12 protein-coding genes are annotated in these 15,395 nt (G+C 73.3%); 10 read left to right on the top strand and 2 right to left on the bottom strand.

Annotated elements, in window-relative coordinates; all coding sequences use genetic code 11:
* The first annotated feature begins 698 nt into the window (after positions 1–698).
* The 7 genes from QMQ26_RS13395 (at position 699) to QMQ26_RS13365 (ending at position 8,779) form a co-directional block, all read left to right on the top strand.
* Positions 699–1,883 carry an MFS transporter gene (locus tag QMQ26_RS13395; RefSeq protein WP_282205844.1) on the top strand — a complete coding sequence of 395 codons (1,185 nt, stop codon included), beginning with the start codon at positions 699–701 and terminating at the stop codon, positions 1,881–1,883.
* Positions 1,884–1,915: 32 nt separating this feature from the next.
* Complete coding sequence (locus QMQ26_RS13390) at positions 1,916–2,743, top strand: aldo/keto reductase (RefSeq protein WP_100838036.1); 828 nt, start codon at positions 1,916–1,918, stop codon at positions 2,741–2,743.
* 207 nt (positions 2,744–2,950) lie between these two features.
* Positions 2,951–4,273, top strand: coding sequence for a sensor histidine kinase (locus QMQ26_RS13385; protein WP_282205843.1), 1,323 nt, complete (start codon positions 2,951–2,953; stop codon positions 4,271–4,273).
* Between the two features lie 255 nt (positions 4,274–4,528).
* The gene (locus QMQ26_RS13380; RefSeq protein WP_282205842.1) at positions 4,529–6,721 is read left to right on the top strand and encodes an MMPL family transporter; all 2,193 of its coding nucleotides are present in this window, start codon (positions 4,529–4,531) and stop codon (positions 6,719–6,721) included.
* Between the two features lie 167 nt (positions 6,722–6,888).
* Positions 6,889–7,095 (top strand): MbtH family protein, encoded by a 207-nt coding sequence (locus tag QMQ26_RS13375; protein ID WP_100838039.1) that lies wholly within the window; start codon positions 6,889–6,891, stop codon positions 7,093–7,095.
* 3 nt (positions 7,096–7,098) lie between these two features.
* Positions 7,099–8,046, top strand: a complete 948-nt coding sequence (locus tag QMQ26_RS13370; RefSeq protein ID WP_282205841.1) for an ATP-binding cassette domain-containing protein — start codon at positions 7,099–7,101, stop codon at positions 8,044–8,046.
* 4 nt (positions 8,047–8,050) lie between these two features.
* The gene (locus QMQ26_RS13365; RefSeq protein WP_282205840.1) at positions 8,051–8,779 is read left to right on the top strand and encodes a 4'-phosphopantetheinyl transferase family protein; all 729 of its coding nucleotides are present in this window, start codon (positions 8,051–8,053) and stop codon (positions 8,777–8,779) included.
* Positions 8,780–8,839: 60 nt separating this feature from the next.
* Here QMQ26_RS13365 and QMQ26_RS13360 read toward each other — a convergent pair whose 3' ends face one another.
* A complete protein-coding gene (locus tag QMQ26_RS13360) occupies positions 8,840–9,595 on the bottom strand; it encodes an AfsR/SARP family transcriptional regulator (protein WP_282205839.1) in 756 nt (251 codons plus the stop codon).
* 614 nt (positions 9,596–10,209) lie between these two features.
* Positions 10,210–11,253: a hypothetical protein gene (locus QMQ26_RS13355; RefSeq protein WP_282205838.1), complete on the bottom strand. Its 1,044-nt coding sequence runs from the start codon at positions 11,251–11,253 to the stop codon at positions 10,210–10,212.
* A gap of 431 nt (positions 11,254–11,684) precedes the next feature.
* On the opposite strand from QMQ26_RS13355, the gene QMQ26_RS13350 reads away from it, so the two are divergent.
* Genes QMQ26_RS13350 through lysA form a run of 3 tightly spaced genes read left to right on the top strand, consistent with a single transcriptional unit; the run spans position 11,685 to position 15,329 of the window.
* The gene (locus QMQ26_RS13350; protein WP_282205837.1) at positions 11,685–12,614 is read left to right on the top strand and encodes a 3-oxoacyl-[acyl-carrier-protein] synthase III C-terminal domain-containing protein; all 930 of its coding nucleotides are present in this window, start codon (positions 11,685–11,687) and stop codon (positions 12,612–12,614) included.
* A gap of 26 nt (positions 12,615–12,640) precedes the next feature.
* The gene (locus tag QMQ26_RS13345) at positions 12,641–14,071 is read left to right on the top strand and encodes a preATP grasp domain-containing protein (RefSeq protein WP_199847031.1); all 1,431 of its coding nucleotides are present in this window, start codon (positions 12,641–12,643) and stop codon (positions 14,069–14,071) included.
* Positions 14,061–15,329, top strand: coding sequence for a diaminopimelate decarboxylase (gene lysA, locus QMQ26_RS13340; RefSeq protein ID WP_282205836.1), 1,269 nt, complete (start codon positions 14,061–14,063; stop codon positions 15,327–15,329). The genes QMQ26_RS13345 and lysA overlap by 11 nt, the downstream gene beginning before the upstream one ends.
* Positions 15,330–15,395 lie beyond the last annotated feature (66 nt).

Raw genomic sequence — 15,395 nt, 5'->3', positions numbered from 1 at the left:
GGCGGTTGCCGGCGGTGCTGAGGGTGGACCTTGCCGCAGGCGTGGGCGTCGAGGGTGGGAGCCGGTGCTCCTCGGGGTTGGTGGGCGGCCTTCCGGACGGGTGTCCCGTGGGCTCGGCCGCCGGCGGCTTCGCGGGGGCAGAGGGCCTTGCGGCAGGTGTTGGGCGAGCGCGGGCGGTCTCCGCCGCCGGGGGCCCGGGGGCCCGGAGCGGGCTTCGCAGGTGTCGGGACACGTACGGGCGGTTGCTGCCGCTGGATGCCCGTGCTGTCGGGAGTGGGCCTCGGCGTGGGCGTTGAGGGTGAGGGGGCCGGTGCTTCGGGGGCGGGCGGTGGTCTCCCGGGCGTGGGGGGTCTGTCGGCGGGTGCCCGGCGGGCTCGGCCGCAGGTGGCTTCGCGGGGCAGAGGGCCTTGCGGCAGGTGCTGGGCGAGCGCGGGCGGTCTCCGCCGCCGGGTTGTCCGGGGTGAGCCTTGTCGCGGGCGCTCGGGGGCTCGACGGGCGCGGGTGGGTTTCTGTCGGCGGATGTCCGTGGTGCCGCTGTCGGCTCGCCGCAGGCGGTTTCGCGGGGGCGGAGCGGGTGGGCCTTCGGCGTTCCCGGGGCGGGGCCCTGTTCGGGAGTTCGTTGCGCTTGCAAGTGTGTGCGTGTGCAATTATTGTCGAAGCTTGTAAGGCGCACTGGCAATTGTATGGAGGTTCGCGTCATGCCCCTCGCGCTTCTCGCCCTGGCCATCGGGGCGTTCGGGATCGGCACCACCGAGTTCGTGATCATGGGGTTGCTGCCCGAGGTCGCCGCCGACTTCGGGGTGGGCATTCCGACCGCCGGTCTGCTGGTCACCGGCTACGCGTTCGGCGTGGTGGTCGGGGCTCCATTGATGACCGTGCTCGGGACCCGGATCAGTCGCAAGCGGATGCTGATGCTGCTGATGGTGCTGTTCACCGCGGGCAACCTGCTGTCCGCGCTGGCGCCCGGGTTCGGGGCGATGCTCGCCGGGCGGATCGTCGCCTCGCTCGCGCACGGCGCGTTCTTCGGGATCGGGTCGGTGGTCGCCGCCGAGCTGGTCGCGCCGGAGCGGAAGGCCGGGGCGATCGCGACCATGTTCACCGGGCTGACGGTGGCCAACGTGGTCGGCGTGCCGCTGGGCACCTTCGTCGGCCAGCAGGTCGGCTGGCGGGTCACCTTCGCCGCCGTCGCCGTGCTCGGCGTGGTCGGGCTGCTCGGCATCGCCCGGCTGGTGCCGGAGCTGCCCCGGCCCGAGGGGGCGCACCTGCGGCGGGAGCTGGCGGCGTTCCGGAACGTCCAGGTGGTGCTGGCGATGGGCATGACGGTACTCGGCTTCGGCGGGGTGTTCGCCGCGATCACCTACGTCAAGCCGATGATGACCGAGGTCGCCGGGTTCTCCGAGGGCGGGGTGACCTGGCTGCTGGTGCTGCTCGGGGTCGGCATGTTCCTGGGCAACCTGCTGGGCGGGCGGTTCGCCGACCGCCGGCTGATGCCGATGCTGTTCACCACCCTGGGCGCCCTGACCGTCGTGCTCGCCCTGTTCACCGTCACCGCGCACCACCGGGTCACCGCCGCCGTCACCCTGCTGCTGATCGGCGCGCTGGGCTTCGCCACCGTGCCGCCGCTGCAGAAGCGGGTCCTGGACCAGGCGCACGGCGCGCCGACGCTGGCCTCGGCCGTCAACATCGGAGCATTCAACCTGGGCAACGCGCTGGCCGCCTGGCTCGGCGGGGCGGTGATCACCGCCGGGTTCGGCTACACCGCCCCGAACTGGGTGGGCGCGCTGCTGGCCGGCTCCGCGCTGCTGCTGGCCGTGGCCTCGGCGGTGCTGGAGCGCCGCGCACCGGCCCCCGGCGCCGCCCGCGTCCCGGTCCTGAACCACTGAGAACCCTCGAACTCCCCGACTGGAGAAGGAACATGAGCACCACCGTCCCCCACGTGACACTCAACAACGGCGTCGAGATGCCGCAGCTCGGCTTCGGCGTCTTCCAGGTCCCGGACGAGGAGACCACCGCGGCCGTCGCCGCCGCCCTGGAGGCCGGCTACCGCAGCATCGACACCGCCGCGGTCTACGGCAACGAGCACGGCGTCGGGAAGGCGCTGGCCGCGTCCGGGCTGCCGCGCGAGGAGCTGTTCGTCACCACCAAGCTGTGGAACGCCGACCAGGGCCACGACGAGACGCTGCGGGCCTTCGACGCCAGCCTCGACCGGCTTGGCTTGGAGTACGTCGACCTGTACCTGATCCACTGGCCCACCCCGGCCCGGGACCGGTACACCGACTCCTGGCGGGCGATCGGGGAGCTCGCCGCCGCGGGCCGCATCCGCGCCGCCGGCGTCTCCAACTTCCAGCCCGCGCACCTGACCCGGCTGATCGAGGCCGGCGGCCCCGTCCCGGCCGTCAACCAGGTCGAGCTGCACCCCGGCCTCCAGCAGGCCGAACTGCGGGCCTTCCACGCCGCGCACGGCATCGCCACCGAGGCGTGGAGCCCGCTCGCCCAGGGCGCCGTGCTGGACGACCCGGCGATCACCGCGATCGCCGGGCGCACCGGCAAGTCCCCCGCCCAGGTGGTGCTGCGCTGGCACCTGCAGCTCGGCAACCTGGTGATCCCCAAGTCGGTCACCCCGGCCCGAATCCGGCAGAACCTGGACGTCTTCGACTTCGCCCTCACCGAGGACGACCTGGCGGCGATCGCGGCCACCGACCGGGGCCTGCGCACCGGACCGGACCCGGACACCTTCAACTGACCCCGGCGGCTCTCGCCCGCCCTCCCCGTTCCCTCCGCGAGTACGGCACGGTGCCCCGGACGCCCAGGCGTCCGGGGCACCGTGCCGTACTCCCGCCGGGGGTGGTGGTACCCCGGGCAAGAGGGGTACTAGCACCCCCGAAATCCGCCTGACGGGCCGTCATGCTGGAAGCACAGTGATTCGGTGAAGGCGAAATGGGGCCAGGACATGAGTGCACGTGTGGAAGGAACGGAGAAGACCCGACCGGAGCTCGGCGGAGCGGCCGCGCTGGTGCTCCGCGGGGTGTCCCTGACCGGGATCGCCCTCGGGGAGGCGCTGCTGCTGCTCTGGTTCTGCCTCGTGGTGTGCCTCAGCTTCGTCGGCGTCGGCCTGCTGCTGCTGCCCGGCGCGCTGGACGCGATCCGGTCGGACGCCCGCCTGCAGCGCCGGCTGGCGCTGCGCTGGTCCGGTGTCCGGGTGGACGCGGCCTACCCGCCGGAGCCCGCCGACGGCCCGGCCCGGACCCGCCTGCGGCGGGCCCACCGGATGCTCGGTGAGCGCGCGACCTGGCGGGACCTGCTCTGGACGCTGGTCAACCCGGTGGTCGGGCCGGTGCTGGCGCTGCTGCCGGCCGTCGCGATCCTGGGCGGCCTCTGGGGCCTGGCGCTGCCGTTCGTGTGGAGGGGCCTCAGCGAGTCCTGGGACGGCATCTGGTTCACCTTCGTCCCGGTCCGGAGCCAGGGCACCGCGATCCTGGCCGCCGTCCTGGGCGCGGTGGAGCTCGCCGTGGGCGTGCTGCTGCTGCCGAGGCTGATGCTCGGGCTGCACGGCCGCTGGGTGCGGCTGGTCCTGGGCTCCACCCGGGCCGACCTGACCAACCGGGTCGAGCACCTGGCCAACTCCCGCTCGGACGCGATGGACATGCAGGCCAACGAGCTGCGCCGGATCGAGCGCGACCTGCACGACGGCGCCCAGGTCCGGCTGGTCGCCCTCGGGCTGACGCTGTCGGCCGCCGAGTCGCTGATCGAGCAGAACCCGGCGGCGGTGCGCGCGCTGCTCGCCGAGGCCAAGGACAACTCGGCCAAGGCCCTCAACGAACTGCGCGACCTGGTGCACGGCGTGCACCCGCCGCTGCTGGCCGACCGCGGCCTGGTGGACGCCGTGCGCACGCTGACGCTGGAACTGCCGCAGCGGGTCCAGCTGACCGGCTCGGTGCCGGGCCGGCTGCCCGCCCCGGTGGAGTCGGCGGCCTACTTCGCGATCGCCGAACTGCTCAACAACGTGACCAAGCACGGCAAGGCCACCGAGGTGACGGTCGACATCCACTACGTCGACCGCGAACTGCGGGTCTCCGTGCACGACAACGGCGTCGGCGGGGCCGACGCCGGGCGCGGCAGCGGGCTGCGCGGGGTCGAGCGGCGGCTGGCCGCCTTCGACGGCCTGCTCGCGATCAACAGCCCCGCCGGCGGCCCGACCCTGGCGGCCTTCTCCATCGGCTGCGACCTGCTGCCCGGCACGACCGGCACCACCGGCACCACCCAGGGCGACTAGCCCGCCACCGGCCACGGGGGCGCCGCGGGCCGGCGGCGCCCCTCCCCGGCCGCGGGCCCCGCGACGGCCCCTCCTCCGGCATGCCTGCCGACAGCTCCTCCGGCGTGCCTGGCGGCTCCTCCTCCGGCGTGCCCGACGGCCCTTCCCCCGGCATGCCCGGAAGCGGCCCGTACCCGTTCCTCCCGGCCCGCCGGGCGGTCCCCGCCCGCCGAAGACACGACTCCTCTTCCGCTCCTGAACGAAGGACCGATCGACATGACGGGCAAGAAACGCCACTTCGCCTCGCGGATGGGCCGGTGGAGCGCCAACCATCCGTGGTGGGCCGTCCTCGTCTGGCTGCTGCTGACCGTGGTCGCCTTCTCCATCGGCACGGTGGTGAAGGGCCGGGAGGCCACCAACCAGGAACTCCTGGTCGGGCAGGCGGCCACCGCCGACCGGATCGTCAACGAGAACGGCCTGCGCGGCCCGGCCACCGAGAACGTGCTGGTCGGCCCGCTCGACGGCCGGCTGGACGACGCGTCCGCCGCGGCCGCCGCCGAGCTCAAGCAGCAGCTCGGCGCGCTCGACGGGGTCGCCTCGGTGTCCGACCCGATCCCCTCGGCCGACCAGCGGGTCCTGCTGCTGCAGGTCGCCGTCAAGGGCGACCCCGACACCGCGAACGACCGGGTCGCGCCGCTGCTGGCGGCCACCCGGGCGGTCCAGCAGGCCCACCCCGACCTGCGGGTCGAGGAGGTCGGCGAAGCCTCGATCAAGAGCGACTTCCAGGACTGGCTGGGCAAGGACCTGCAGAAGGCGACCACCATCAGCGTGCCGGTCACCCTGGTCATCCTGGCGCTGATCTTCGGCGCCGTGGTGATGGCCGGCGTGCCGGTGCTGCTGGGCCTGACCGCGGTGGCCTCCACCCTGGGCCTGTGGGCGCTGGCCTCCCAGGTGGTGCCCGACCCGGGCACGGTGACGGACGTCATCGTGCTGATGGGCCTGGCGGTCGGCGTCGACTACTGCCTCTTCTACCTGCGCCGCTTCCGCGAGGAGACGGCCAAGGGCTACGGCGCGACCTCGGCGGTGGAGATCGCCGCGGCGACCTCCGGCCACTCGGTGGTGGTCTCCGGCGTCGCGGTGCTGGTCTCGATGGCCGGGCTCTACCTGGCCGGCGACCTGATGCTGGCCTCGATGGCCACCGGCGCGATCATCGTGGTCGCGGTGGCGATGCTCTCGGCGGTCACCGTGCTGCCGGCCCTGCTGGTCAAGCTGGGCCGGGCGGTCGACCGGCCGCGAATCCCGTTGGTGTGGCGCCTCACCCGAAGCCGGAGCAACCCGCGGGCCTGGAACTTCCTGCTGCGCCCGGCCACCAGGCACCCGCTGGTCTCGCTGGTGCTCGCGGTCGGCGCGCTGGTGGCGCTGGCGCTGCCCGCGCTGGGGATGGACCTGAAGGCCACCCAGATCGCGGACTACCCGCGCACCCTGGCCACGATGCAGAGCTACGACCGGCTGCTCGCCGAGTTCCCCTCGAACGCCAACACCGACGTGGTGGCGGTGAAGACGCCGGCCGGGCAGCAGGAGGCGGTCCGCGGGCGGCTGGAGCGGCTGGCCGAACAGCTCGGGCAGGAGCCGCTGTTCGCCAAGGACATCCCGCCGGCGGTCCGGGTCTCGGCGGACGGGCGCGGCGCCGTCCTGGAGGCGGGCACGCCGACGCCGCCGGGCACCTCCCCGGCCCGGGACTCGGTCGACCGGCTGCGGGACGTGCTGGTCCCGGCGGCGCTGAAGGACCTGCCGGGCGTGGAGTACGCGGTCGGCGGCGACCAGGCGGACGACATGGACTACACCGCCAACCTGAAGGACCGGCTGCCGATGGTGATGGGCGTGGTGTTCGCCCTGACCTTCCTGATCATCGTGCTGGCGTTCCGCTCGGTGGTGGTGGCGCTGACCACCGTGGTGCTCAACCTGCTCTCGGTCGCCGCCTCGTTCGGCTTCCTGTGCCTGGTCTTCCAGCACACCTGGGCGGACGGGCTGCTCGACTACCACTCGACCGGGCACGTGGTCTCCTGGGTGCCGGTGCTGCTCTTCGTGATCCTGTCGGGCCTGTCGCTGGACTACCACGTCTTCGTGGTCAGCCGGATCCGGGAGGGCGTGGTGGCCGGCATGACCACCCGCAACGCGGTGCTGGACGGCATCACCAGGACCGCCGGCGTGGTGACCGGCGCGGCCGCGGTCATGGTGGCGGTGTTCGCCACCTTCGGGACGCTGACCTTCATCGAGTTGAAGCAGATCGGCGTCGGGCTGGCGGTGGCCATCGTGCTGGACGCCACGGTGATCCGGATCTTCGTCCTGCCGGCCGCGATGACCCTGCTGGGCCGGGCCAACTGGTGGCCCTCGCGCACCGGCCGGGCGGTCACCGCGGACCTGCCGCGGCGCAGCGACGGCGCGCACCAGGAGCCGGTGGACGTCTGACCGGCCCGGCGGTCGTCGGAGGGGGCGGGGCCGCGAAGGCCCCGCCCCGGCCCCGGCGCGACCCCGGCGGACGGCGGCGATCAGCCGTTCGTCAGTTCCGCGTCAGCAGCCATGGAGCATAGTGGTCAACGGAGTTGACCCTGGAAGACGGACAGGACGGAACCCCGATGAGCAACCCCTTCGACGATCCCGACGGCACGTTCCACGTACTGGTGAACGGCGAGAACCAGCACAGCCTGTGGCCCGCCTTCGCCGAGGTCCCGGCGGGCTGGCGCGAGGCGCTCAGCTCGGTGCCCCGGGAGGAGGCGGTGCGCTTCGTCGACGAGAACTGGACCGACCTGCGGCCGCTCAGCCTGATCGAGCGCGGGGCCTGAGCGGTGGCGGCCCAGGCGGCGATCGAGGCGGAGGGCCTCCGCAAGAACTACCGGGACCAGCAGGTCCTCAAGGGGATCGACCTGCACGTCCCGGCGGGCACCGTGCTCGGGCTGCTCGGCCCCAACGGGGCGGGCAAGACCACGACGGTCCGCATCCTCAGCACCCTGCTCGGACCGGACGGCGGCCGGGCCGCGGTGGCCGGGTTCGACGTCGCCGCCGCGCCGCGCGAGGTGCGCCGCCGGATCGGGCTGTCCGGCCAGTACGCCGCGGTGGACGAGGAGTTGACGGGCCGCGAGAACCTGGTCCTGCTCGGCCGGCTACTGCACCTGGGCCGGTCCGAGGCCCGGGCCAGGGCGGACGAGCTGCTGGCGCGGTTCGACCTCGCGGACACCGGCGACAAGCCGCTGCGGGCCTACTCGGGCGGCATGCGGCGCCGGCTGGACCTGGCGAGCACGCTGGTCGGCGGCCCCGAGGTGATCTTCCTGGACGAGCCGACCACCGGGCTCGATCCGTCCAGCCGGCTGGTCCTGTGGTCCGTGGTGCGGGACTTGGTGGCCGACGGCGTGACCGTCCTGCTGACCACCCAGTACCTGGAGGAGGCCGACGAGCTGGCCGACCGGATCGTGGTGATCGACAAGGGCGTGGTGGCCGCCGAGGGCACCGCCGACGAGCTCAAGCGCAAGGTCGGCCAGGAGCGGCTGGAAGTCACCGTGGCCGATCTGGCCGACCTGCCGGCGGCGCTGTCCGCGCTGAACCCGCTGATGGTCGGCGAGCTGACCCGGGACGACCGCAGGGGCGTGCTGGGCGTGCAGTTGAACGACGGGCTGGCCGGGGTCTCGGCCGCCGCCGCGGCGCTGCACGCGGCCGGCATCCAGGTCAGCGGCCTCGCCCAGCGCCGCCCCTCGCTGGACGACGTGTTCCTGGAACTCACCGGCCACCAGGCCGCGTAGCGCGATGGCACAGCCGAACGCGGTCAGCTGCCGGGTGCTCTGGTCGCCGGTGGTCGACCGCCCCCGGGTGCGCGCCCTGATGTCCGACGAGGAACGGGCCCGGTACGGGCAGTTGGCCGCGCGCGAGGACCGGGCCCGGTACGCCACCGCCCGGGCCCTGGTCCGCACCGCGCTGGGCCGGGCCACCGGGGTGGCGCCGAGGGCGGTGGCGTTCAGCCGCCGGTGCGGGCACTGCGGCGGCCCGCACGGCAAACCGCGGGTGCCCGGCGCCGCCGCGCGGTTCTCGCTGTCGCACTCCGGCGGGCGGGTGGTGCTGGCCGTCACCGAGCACGCCGAGCCCGGGGTGGACGTGGAGCGGGTCGCCGCGCGCGAGGTGGACCGGCTGGCGCCCCGGGTGCTCTCCGAACGGGAGCTGGCGGACTTCCGGGAGATCCGCCCGGAGGACCGGCCGGCGGCCTACCACGTCTACTGGACCAGGAAGGAGGCGGTCCTCAAGGCGGTCGGCCGCGGGCTCTCCGTGCCGCTGCGCGGCCTCACCCTGGCCGCGCCCGGGCAGCGCGCGGCGCTGCTGTCCTGGAGCGGCGTCCCCGGGGCCGGGGGAGCGGGCCCGCCGGCCATCGCGATGGCCGACCTGCATCCGGGCCCCGGGTACGCGGCGGCCCTGGCCGTCGAGACCCCGGGGCGGATCGAACTGGCCGAGTGGGACCTCGACGGCCCGCTGGACGTGCCGTGAGCACTCCGGCTGCCGGAACAGCCGGAGGGGCCCGCCGAACGGAAGGGGGGACTCAGCCGGTCATCGCGCGTCGGCCCAGACCAGGCCGGCGTCGATCGACGGGTCCTGGGCCAGGATGGCCTGCTGGAGACCGCGCATCTTCTTCCGGGGTTCCAGTCCGAGTTCGTTGTTCAGCCAGGAACGGACCCGCTGGAAGGTCGCCAGCGCCTCGCCCTGGCGGCCGGCCCGGTAGAGCGCGAGCATCAGTAACTCGGACATCCGCTCCCGTTCCGGATGCTCGCAGGCCAGCTGTTCGAGCTCGTTGACCGCGTTGCCCTCGGCGCCCACGCTCAGGCGGGCCTCGTAGAGGTCCTCCAGGGCGTCCAGCCGGCGGCTGTTGAGCCGGTTGACCTGGCTGTGGCAGCGCAGCCCGCCGGAGACGTCGAGCAGGGCCGGTCCGCGCCAGAGCCGCAGCGCCTCCTCCAGCCGCTGCGCCGCCTCGTACGGCTGGTCGCGCAGCAGGGCGGCGCCGCGGGCGGCCAGCGCGTCGAATCTTCGGGCGTCGACCGCCTCCGGGGGCAGGTCGAGCAGGTAGCCGTTGGCGGAGGTGGGCACCAGCAGGTTCCCGGGGACGCCGGTGACCGCCTCCAGGGAGGTGCGCAGCCGGCGCATGTTCGCCTGGAGGGCGTTCTTGGGGTTCTTCGAGGCCTGGTCGGAGAAGAGCTCCTCGATCAGGACGTCCATCGAGACGACCTCGCCCGGGCTGAAGCTCAGCACCGCGAGCAGGGTCCGCACCCGGTTCGCGCCGATGCCGTCGTGCCGGTCCTCGATCGACACCCGCAGCGATCCGAGGATTTCGATGGATACCCGGTTCCTGGCGTCGAACCGGCTTTCTACTGGGTGGTAATATCTCATTCTCTGCGACCCGATTCCGAGGCTCTGACCGCAATAAGGACACGTCTGCGCATGCGTCGCCCGGCCTGTCTCCACTGGGCGGCGCTGATCCCTACAACCGGTCAATGGGGTGGTGTGCGGTGGGATGCGGCCTAAGGCCGACGGGCGGGCCAATGGCCCGCCCGTAGCGTGCTTTCGTGGCGCAGCGCTACGGCAGAAGGTGACACTGCCCCGGTAGCGGGACCGGGCGGCCCGGGCGCCCGGGTGGAGAAAGGGCCGAGTGGTCGATCATCGAATTCCCCCGTCGTGTCCGTCCGAATCGCCCGCGCCCTTCCTGAGGGGGCGGACGTGTACCGAGTATTTCCTGGGTGAGCAGGCGCGGGCCGACCGCCGGCGCCGACCGCAGTCGGCAATGCGGCCCGGATCAACCTAACACGATCAGTCGAATTCCTTGCCGATTCCGGGGCTCCGGTAAACCTCCAACACCCGCCCCGCGGACGCTACCTGATGCCCCGTCAGGCAGTGTCACGCGGGGGTGCTGGAGTGTCGGCGTACCGTCAGAGCAGGTCGAGCCGCTGTCCGACGCCGAGTTCGAGCGCCGTGCGCCGGACGGCGTCGATCATGCCGACGTCCAGGATGGACATCCCGAACGGGTTGCTGACCACGTAGCCGGCGCCGGGCCGGACGGCCGGGACCCGCCCGAGCAGCACCTGGCCCAGGGTGCCGTCGATCGGCCGCCCCGGGCCGGTGCCGGGCGCGGACGCGGTGCCCGGCCGGGTCACCCTCCCCTCCTGGAGCAGCCGGCCGAGGATGCGGCGCGGGTTCTCCTCGATCAGGTCGAGGTCGTCCCCGTACACGGCCTCGGCGCCGAGGAAGACCTCCTCCGTCAGGTCGCCCAGCGAGACGTGCGCGAGGAAGCTGCCCGGCCGGACCCAGGAGGCCGGCACGTACGGGTCGTCGCTGGTGGTCAGGGTGACGGTGACCGGGGAAGCGGCGACCGCCTCGGCCGCCGTGGCGGCCACCGCGACGGCCAGCCCCGGGTGCCGCTCGGCGGCCCAGGCGACCAGCTGCGCCGAGCGTTCGGCGGCCAGGTCGAACACCGTCACCCGGCGGACCTCGGGGAAGGAGCGGACCAGCAGGTCCAGGTGGGCCCGGGCCAGCGCGCCGGTGCCGAGCAGGGTGAGGCCGTCCCACCGCTCGGGGCCGAGTTCGCGCAGGCTGACCATGGTGTACGCGGCCGTCCGGATCGCGCTCAGGTAGCCGGCCTCGGCGATCAGCCCGGGCCGGGCGGTCTCCGGGTCGAAGGCGAAGCTCAGGCCGCCGGCCCGCTCGATGCCCCGGGACGGGTTGTCGACGGCCGCGTTGATCAGCTTCATGCCGTAGACCGAGCCCTCCTCGCGATGCAGGGCGCCCAGCATCGCGATGGCCCGGCTGTAGGCGCCGTTGCTGTTGTGCCACGGCAGGTAGCCCTCGGCGGGGATCTCGGTCCGCCCGGAGGCCTGGTCGCGCAGGACCTCCGCCACCACCTCGACCGGGTCGAGCTTCTCCAGGCAGGCGAGCACGGCCGGTCGGTTGAGGAAGAGCAGGCTCTCTTGGGACATGGCGTTCCTCGGTTCGAAGGGGGTGTGGGGTGCTCCGCGGCGGCGTCCGGGCGGTGGCCGGGTCGGGGGCGCGCGTGCGCCGGCGAGCGGCTCCGGCCTGCCTCGTCCGATGAGCCATCGCAGCTTAGCTGATCATCTTCCTTGGCAGGCAAGCGAGTTGATGGTGCGTTAGCTCGCCCCGGCGGCCCGGCGGGCGGTCGGCACAGTGGTCATCCTCGATCGTCGCGTGGTCAGTATTCGGTCAGTCGTTTGTCAATTCGGTCCACTAGCTTGATCCCCGTCCCCCTGGGCGTACCGCCCGGGGGACCAGCCGTGCAGGGGCACGGCACCCGGCCGGTGTCGGTCCAGGCGACCGCCCGGCACCCACGACGGTGTCCGCCCCGGATCACCACGCCGAACCGTCGACTGCGGCTGAGAGGAGCCGGCTAGCCGTGACCTCACTGATCGAGGTATCCACCCACTGGCCCACCCAGGTGTCCATCGCGGACCGCCAGCGGGCGCTGGGCCTGACAGACACCGAACTGCGGCGCTACGGACGGGGGTTCGGCCTGTCCGAGGTCTGCTGGGACGAGACCGAGAGCGAGACCGAGAGCCTGCTGGCCGCCGTCGGCAAGCTGACCGCGCTGCGCGGCCGGGAGGACAAGGTCCGCTACGTGCTCCGGCCGCGGACCCAGCGCTTCCTCTCGCCGTACCCGCTCAGCCCGCTGCACGAGGTGCGCCGGGAGGCCGGGCTGCGGCACGCGAAGACCTTCGCCCTGACCGAACAGGCCTGCGCCTCCGGCCTGGTGGCCGTCGACGTGGCCGGCATGCTGCTGGCGGAAGACCCCGACCCGGAGGCGCTGGCCCTGGTGCTGGTCGGCGAGAAGGCGTACACCCAGGTGGCCCAGGTGCTGGCCGGCATGGGCATCACCGGCGAGGGCACGGCGGCCGTGCTGGTCTCCGCCGCGGCCACCCGCGACCGGGTGCTCGGCTTCGCCACCCGCACCGTCTCGGTCGGCGACCCCAACCTGGTGATGACCGACGAGGGCTTCGCCACCTTCCGCGACATCTACCCCGACATGTTGATGGGCGTCATCGACGAGGCGCTGGCCGACGCCGGCCTGACCACCGCCGACCTCGCCCTGGTCCTGCCGCACAACGTCAACCGGATCGCCTGGGTGCGCTTCAGCGACCGCCTCGGCGTCGAGGTGGACCGGATCTTCCTGGACAACATCCCGCAGACCGGCCACTGCTTCGGCGCGGACCCCTTCATCAACTACGCCAGCGCCCAGGCCCTCGGCCGGCTCCGGCCCGGCGACCGCTACCTGATGGTCTCGGTCGGGGTCGGCGCGAGCTTCGCCGCGATGGTCGTGGAGCACTGAACGTGAACGCGACGGGAGAACAGGGCATGACCGAACCGGGATTCAACCAGCGGCTGAAGGCCGCGGTGGCCGAGGACGACCGCGCCGCCCTGGTGTTCCTGGGCAACTTCGAGGTCGAGGAGCAGTGGGCGCGCGGCGAGATCGGACTGCCCCGGCTCACCTCGGCCGGCAACACCGCGGTGGTCAACCGGATGGACGAGTTCGCGCTGCTGCTCGGCGGCGCCGACGACCACGTGGTGCTGAAGACCGCCCCCGACCGGGAGTACCTCCACTACCTGCGCGAACTGGGCCTGCGCCTGCCCACCGTCCACGTGGTGGCCGACCAGCTGCCGGGCAACACCGTCACCCGGGACGCGCTGGCCGACCCCGGGCTGCTCGCCGTGCTGGCCCGGCTCGGCGAACAGGGCGCGCTGCTGCTCCCGCACGGGGTCTCCGAACTGGAGGAGGACCTGGCCGCCAAGGCGGGCATCGGGATCGCCGGGCCGCCCGCCGCCCTGTGCAAGGCCGTCAACAGCAAGGTCCACAGCCGGCGGATCGCCGACGAGCTGGGCCTGCGCCAGCCGCGCGGCTGGGCCTGCGCGACGACGGCCGAGCTGGACGAGGCGGCCGCCGCCGCCGCGGCCCTGCTGGACGAGGGCGCCGTGCTGCTGTTCAAGGAGGCGCTCGGGGTCTCCGGCAAGGGCATCGCGGTGATCGAGAGCGCCCGGCGGCTGGAGCGCACCCGGCGGATGGTGGCCGACGCCGCGAAGGCCGCCGGCACCGACCGGATCGCCTTCGTGATCGAGGAGCGGGTGGCCAAGGCCGCCGACCTCAACTACCAGTTCACCATCGGCCGCGACGGCTCGGTCCACCTGGACTTCGTCAAGGAGGCCATCACCGCCAACGGCGTCCACCTCGGCCACCGCTTCCCGCCGGACCTCAGCCCCGAACAGCTCGCCGAACTCGGCCGCGCCGCCGAACTGCTCGGCTCCCGGCTCGCCGCCGACGGCTTCCACGGCGTGGTCGGCGTGGACGCGATGACCGACCCGGACGGCGGCCTCTACCCGGTCATCGAGATCAACGCGCGCAACAACATGTCCACCTACCAGGTCCGGCTCCAGGAGCAGCTGCTCGGCCCGGGCCGCACCGCGCTGGCCCGGCACTACCCGCTGACGCTCACCGAGCCGCTGCCGTTCGGCGCGGTCCGCGACCTGCTGGACGGGCTGCTGCTCCGGGAACCCGGCGGGACCGGCCTGGTGGTCAACAACTTCGCCACCGTCAACGCCGGCGCCGCCGCGGGCACGCCCTTCAACGGCCGGCTCTACGGCCTCCTGATGGGCGGCTCCGCGCAGGAGCTCGCCGCGCTGGACGCCGCCGTCACCGAGCGGCTCGGCCGCGCCGCGGCCGCCGCCCCCACCCCCGCCCGGCCCCAGGGCCCGCCCCCGGCCGCAGTCGAAAGGGACCAGCATGAGCGCTGAATTCCAGGTCCAGGGCCTGGACGCCACCGCCCTCGCCGAGGAGTTCGGCACCCCGCTGTACGTGTACGACGGCGAGGCGCTGCGCCGCCGGATCACCGACCTGCGCACGCTGCTGCACCCGCGGTTGGAGGTGTTCTTCTCGATGAAGTCCAACCCCAACATCGCGGTCTGCGCGCTGCTGCACCGCCACGGCGCCCGGGCCGAGGTCTCCTCGCTCGCCGAACTGCTGACCGCCCGCCGGGCCGGCGTCGCGCCGCAGGACATCGTCTTCCTCGGGCCCGGCAAGAGCCGCGCCGAGCTGACCGAGTGCCTGACCCAGGGCGTCTACGCGGTCATCTGCGAGTCGCTGCCCGAACTGGAGCTGATCGAGGAACTGGCCGCCGGGCTCGGCCTGGTCGCCCCGGTGGCCCTGCGGGTCAACCCGAGCTTCGCTGTCAAGGGCTCCGGCCTGACCATGGGCGGCAAGCCGCGCCAGTTCGGCATCGACGAGGCCCGGCTGCTGGAGGGCGCCCCGTTCGGCAAGCAGTACGAGCACGTGCGGCTGATGGGCGTCCAGGTCTACATGGGCACCCGGATCCTGAACGAGGACGCGGTGGTGCAGAACACCGTCCGCATCCTGGACCTGGCCCGGCGGATCGCCGCGCACCACGAGTTCGCACTCGACATGGTCGACATCGGCGGCGGCCTCGGCGTCTCCTACTTCGAGGGCGAGCGGGACCTGGACCTGGCCCTGCTGGCCCGCGAGGTCAACCCGGTGCTGGCGGAGTTCGCCGAGGCGCACCCCCGGACCCGGATGATCATGGAGCTCGGGCGCTACCTGACCGCGGAGAGCGGCACGTACGTGGTCCGGGTCCGCTACACGAAGACCTCGATGGGCGAGAACTTCGCGGTCGCGGACGGCGGCACCAACCACCACATGGCGGCCGTCGGCATCGGCTCCTTCGTCAAGCGCAACTTCCCGATCCGGCTGCTCAACCGCTACGACGAGCCGGCCGACGAGGTCTGGAACGTCACCGGCCCGCTCTGCACCCCCAACGACACCCTGGGCAAGAAGGTCCGCCTGCCGCACCTGCGGGCCGGCGACCTGCTCGGGGTGGAGCGCTCCGGGGCCTACGGGCCCAGCGCCTCGCCGGTGCTCTTCCTCAGCCACGGCCACCCCGCCGAGGTGCTCGTCCAGGACGGCCGGGCCCACCTGGTCCGCGAGGCCGACAGCGCCGAGGACCTGCTGCGCAAGCAGCGCCTGGTCGAGCAGGACTGACCGCCCGGCACCGCACCGGGACGACGCTCCACCGCGACGCCACCGCACCGCGACGACGCTCCACCG

Origin of the sequence: Kitasatospora fiedleri, assembly GCF_948472415.1 — a bacterium.
Classification (GTDB): Bacteria; Actinomycetota; Actinomycetes; order Streptomycetales; family Streptomycetaceae; genus Kitasatospora; species Kitasatospora fiedleri.
The sequence above is the reverse complement of the archived record's forward strand: the minus strand, read 5'-3'. Positions and strand labels throughout refer to the sequence as shown.

Excerpts from the sequence above, each read along its gene's own strand:
- QMQ26_RS13385 (WP_282205843.1), top strand. The coding sequence starts at position 2,951 with ATGAGTGCACGTGTGGAAGGAACGGAGAAGACCCGACCGGAGCTCGGC.
- QMQ26_RS13365 (WP_282205840.1), top strand. The coding sequence starts at position 8,051 with ATGGCACAGCCGAACGCGGTCAGCTGCCGGGTGCTCTGGTCGCCGGTG.
- QMQ26_RS13395 (WP_282205844.1), top strand. The coding sequence starts at position 699 with ATGCCCCTCGCGCTTCTCGCCCTGGCCATCGGGGCGTTCGGGATCGGC.
- QMQ26_RS13345 (WP_199847031.1), top strand. The coding sequence starts at position 12,641 with ATGACCGAACCGGGATTCAACCAGCGGCTGAAGGCCGCGGTGGCCGAG.
- lysA (WP_282205836.1), top strand. The coding sequence starts at position 14,061 with ATGAGCGCTGAATTCCAGGTCCAGGGCCTGGACGCCACCGCCCTCGCC.
- QMQ26_RS13380 (WP_282205842.1), top strand. The coding sequence starts at position 4,529 with ATGACGGGCAAGAAACGCCACTTCGCCTCGCGGATGGGCCGGTGGAGC.
- QMQ26_RS13375 (WP_100838039.1), top strand. The coding sequence starts at position 6,889 with ATGAGCAACCCCTTCGACGATCCCGACGGCACGTTCCACGTACTGGTG.
- QMQ26_RS13390 (WP_100838036.1), top strand. The coding sequence starts at position 1,916 with ATGAGCACCACCGTCCCCCACGTGACACTCAACAACGGCGTCGAGATG.
- QMQ26_RS13355 (WP_282205838.1), bottom strand. The coding sequence starts at position 11,253 with ATGTCCCAAGAGAGCCTGCTCTTCCTCAACCGACCGGCCGTGCTCGCC.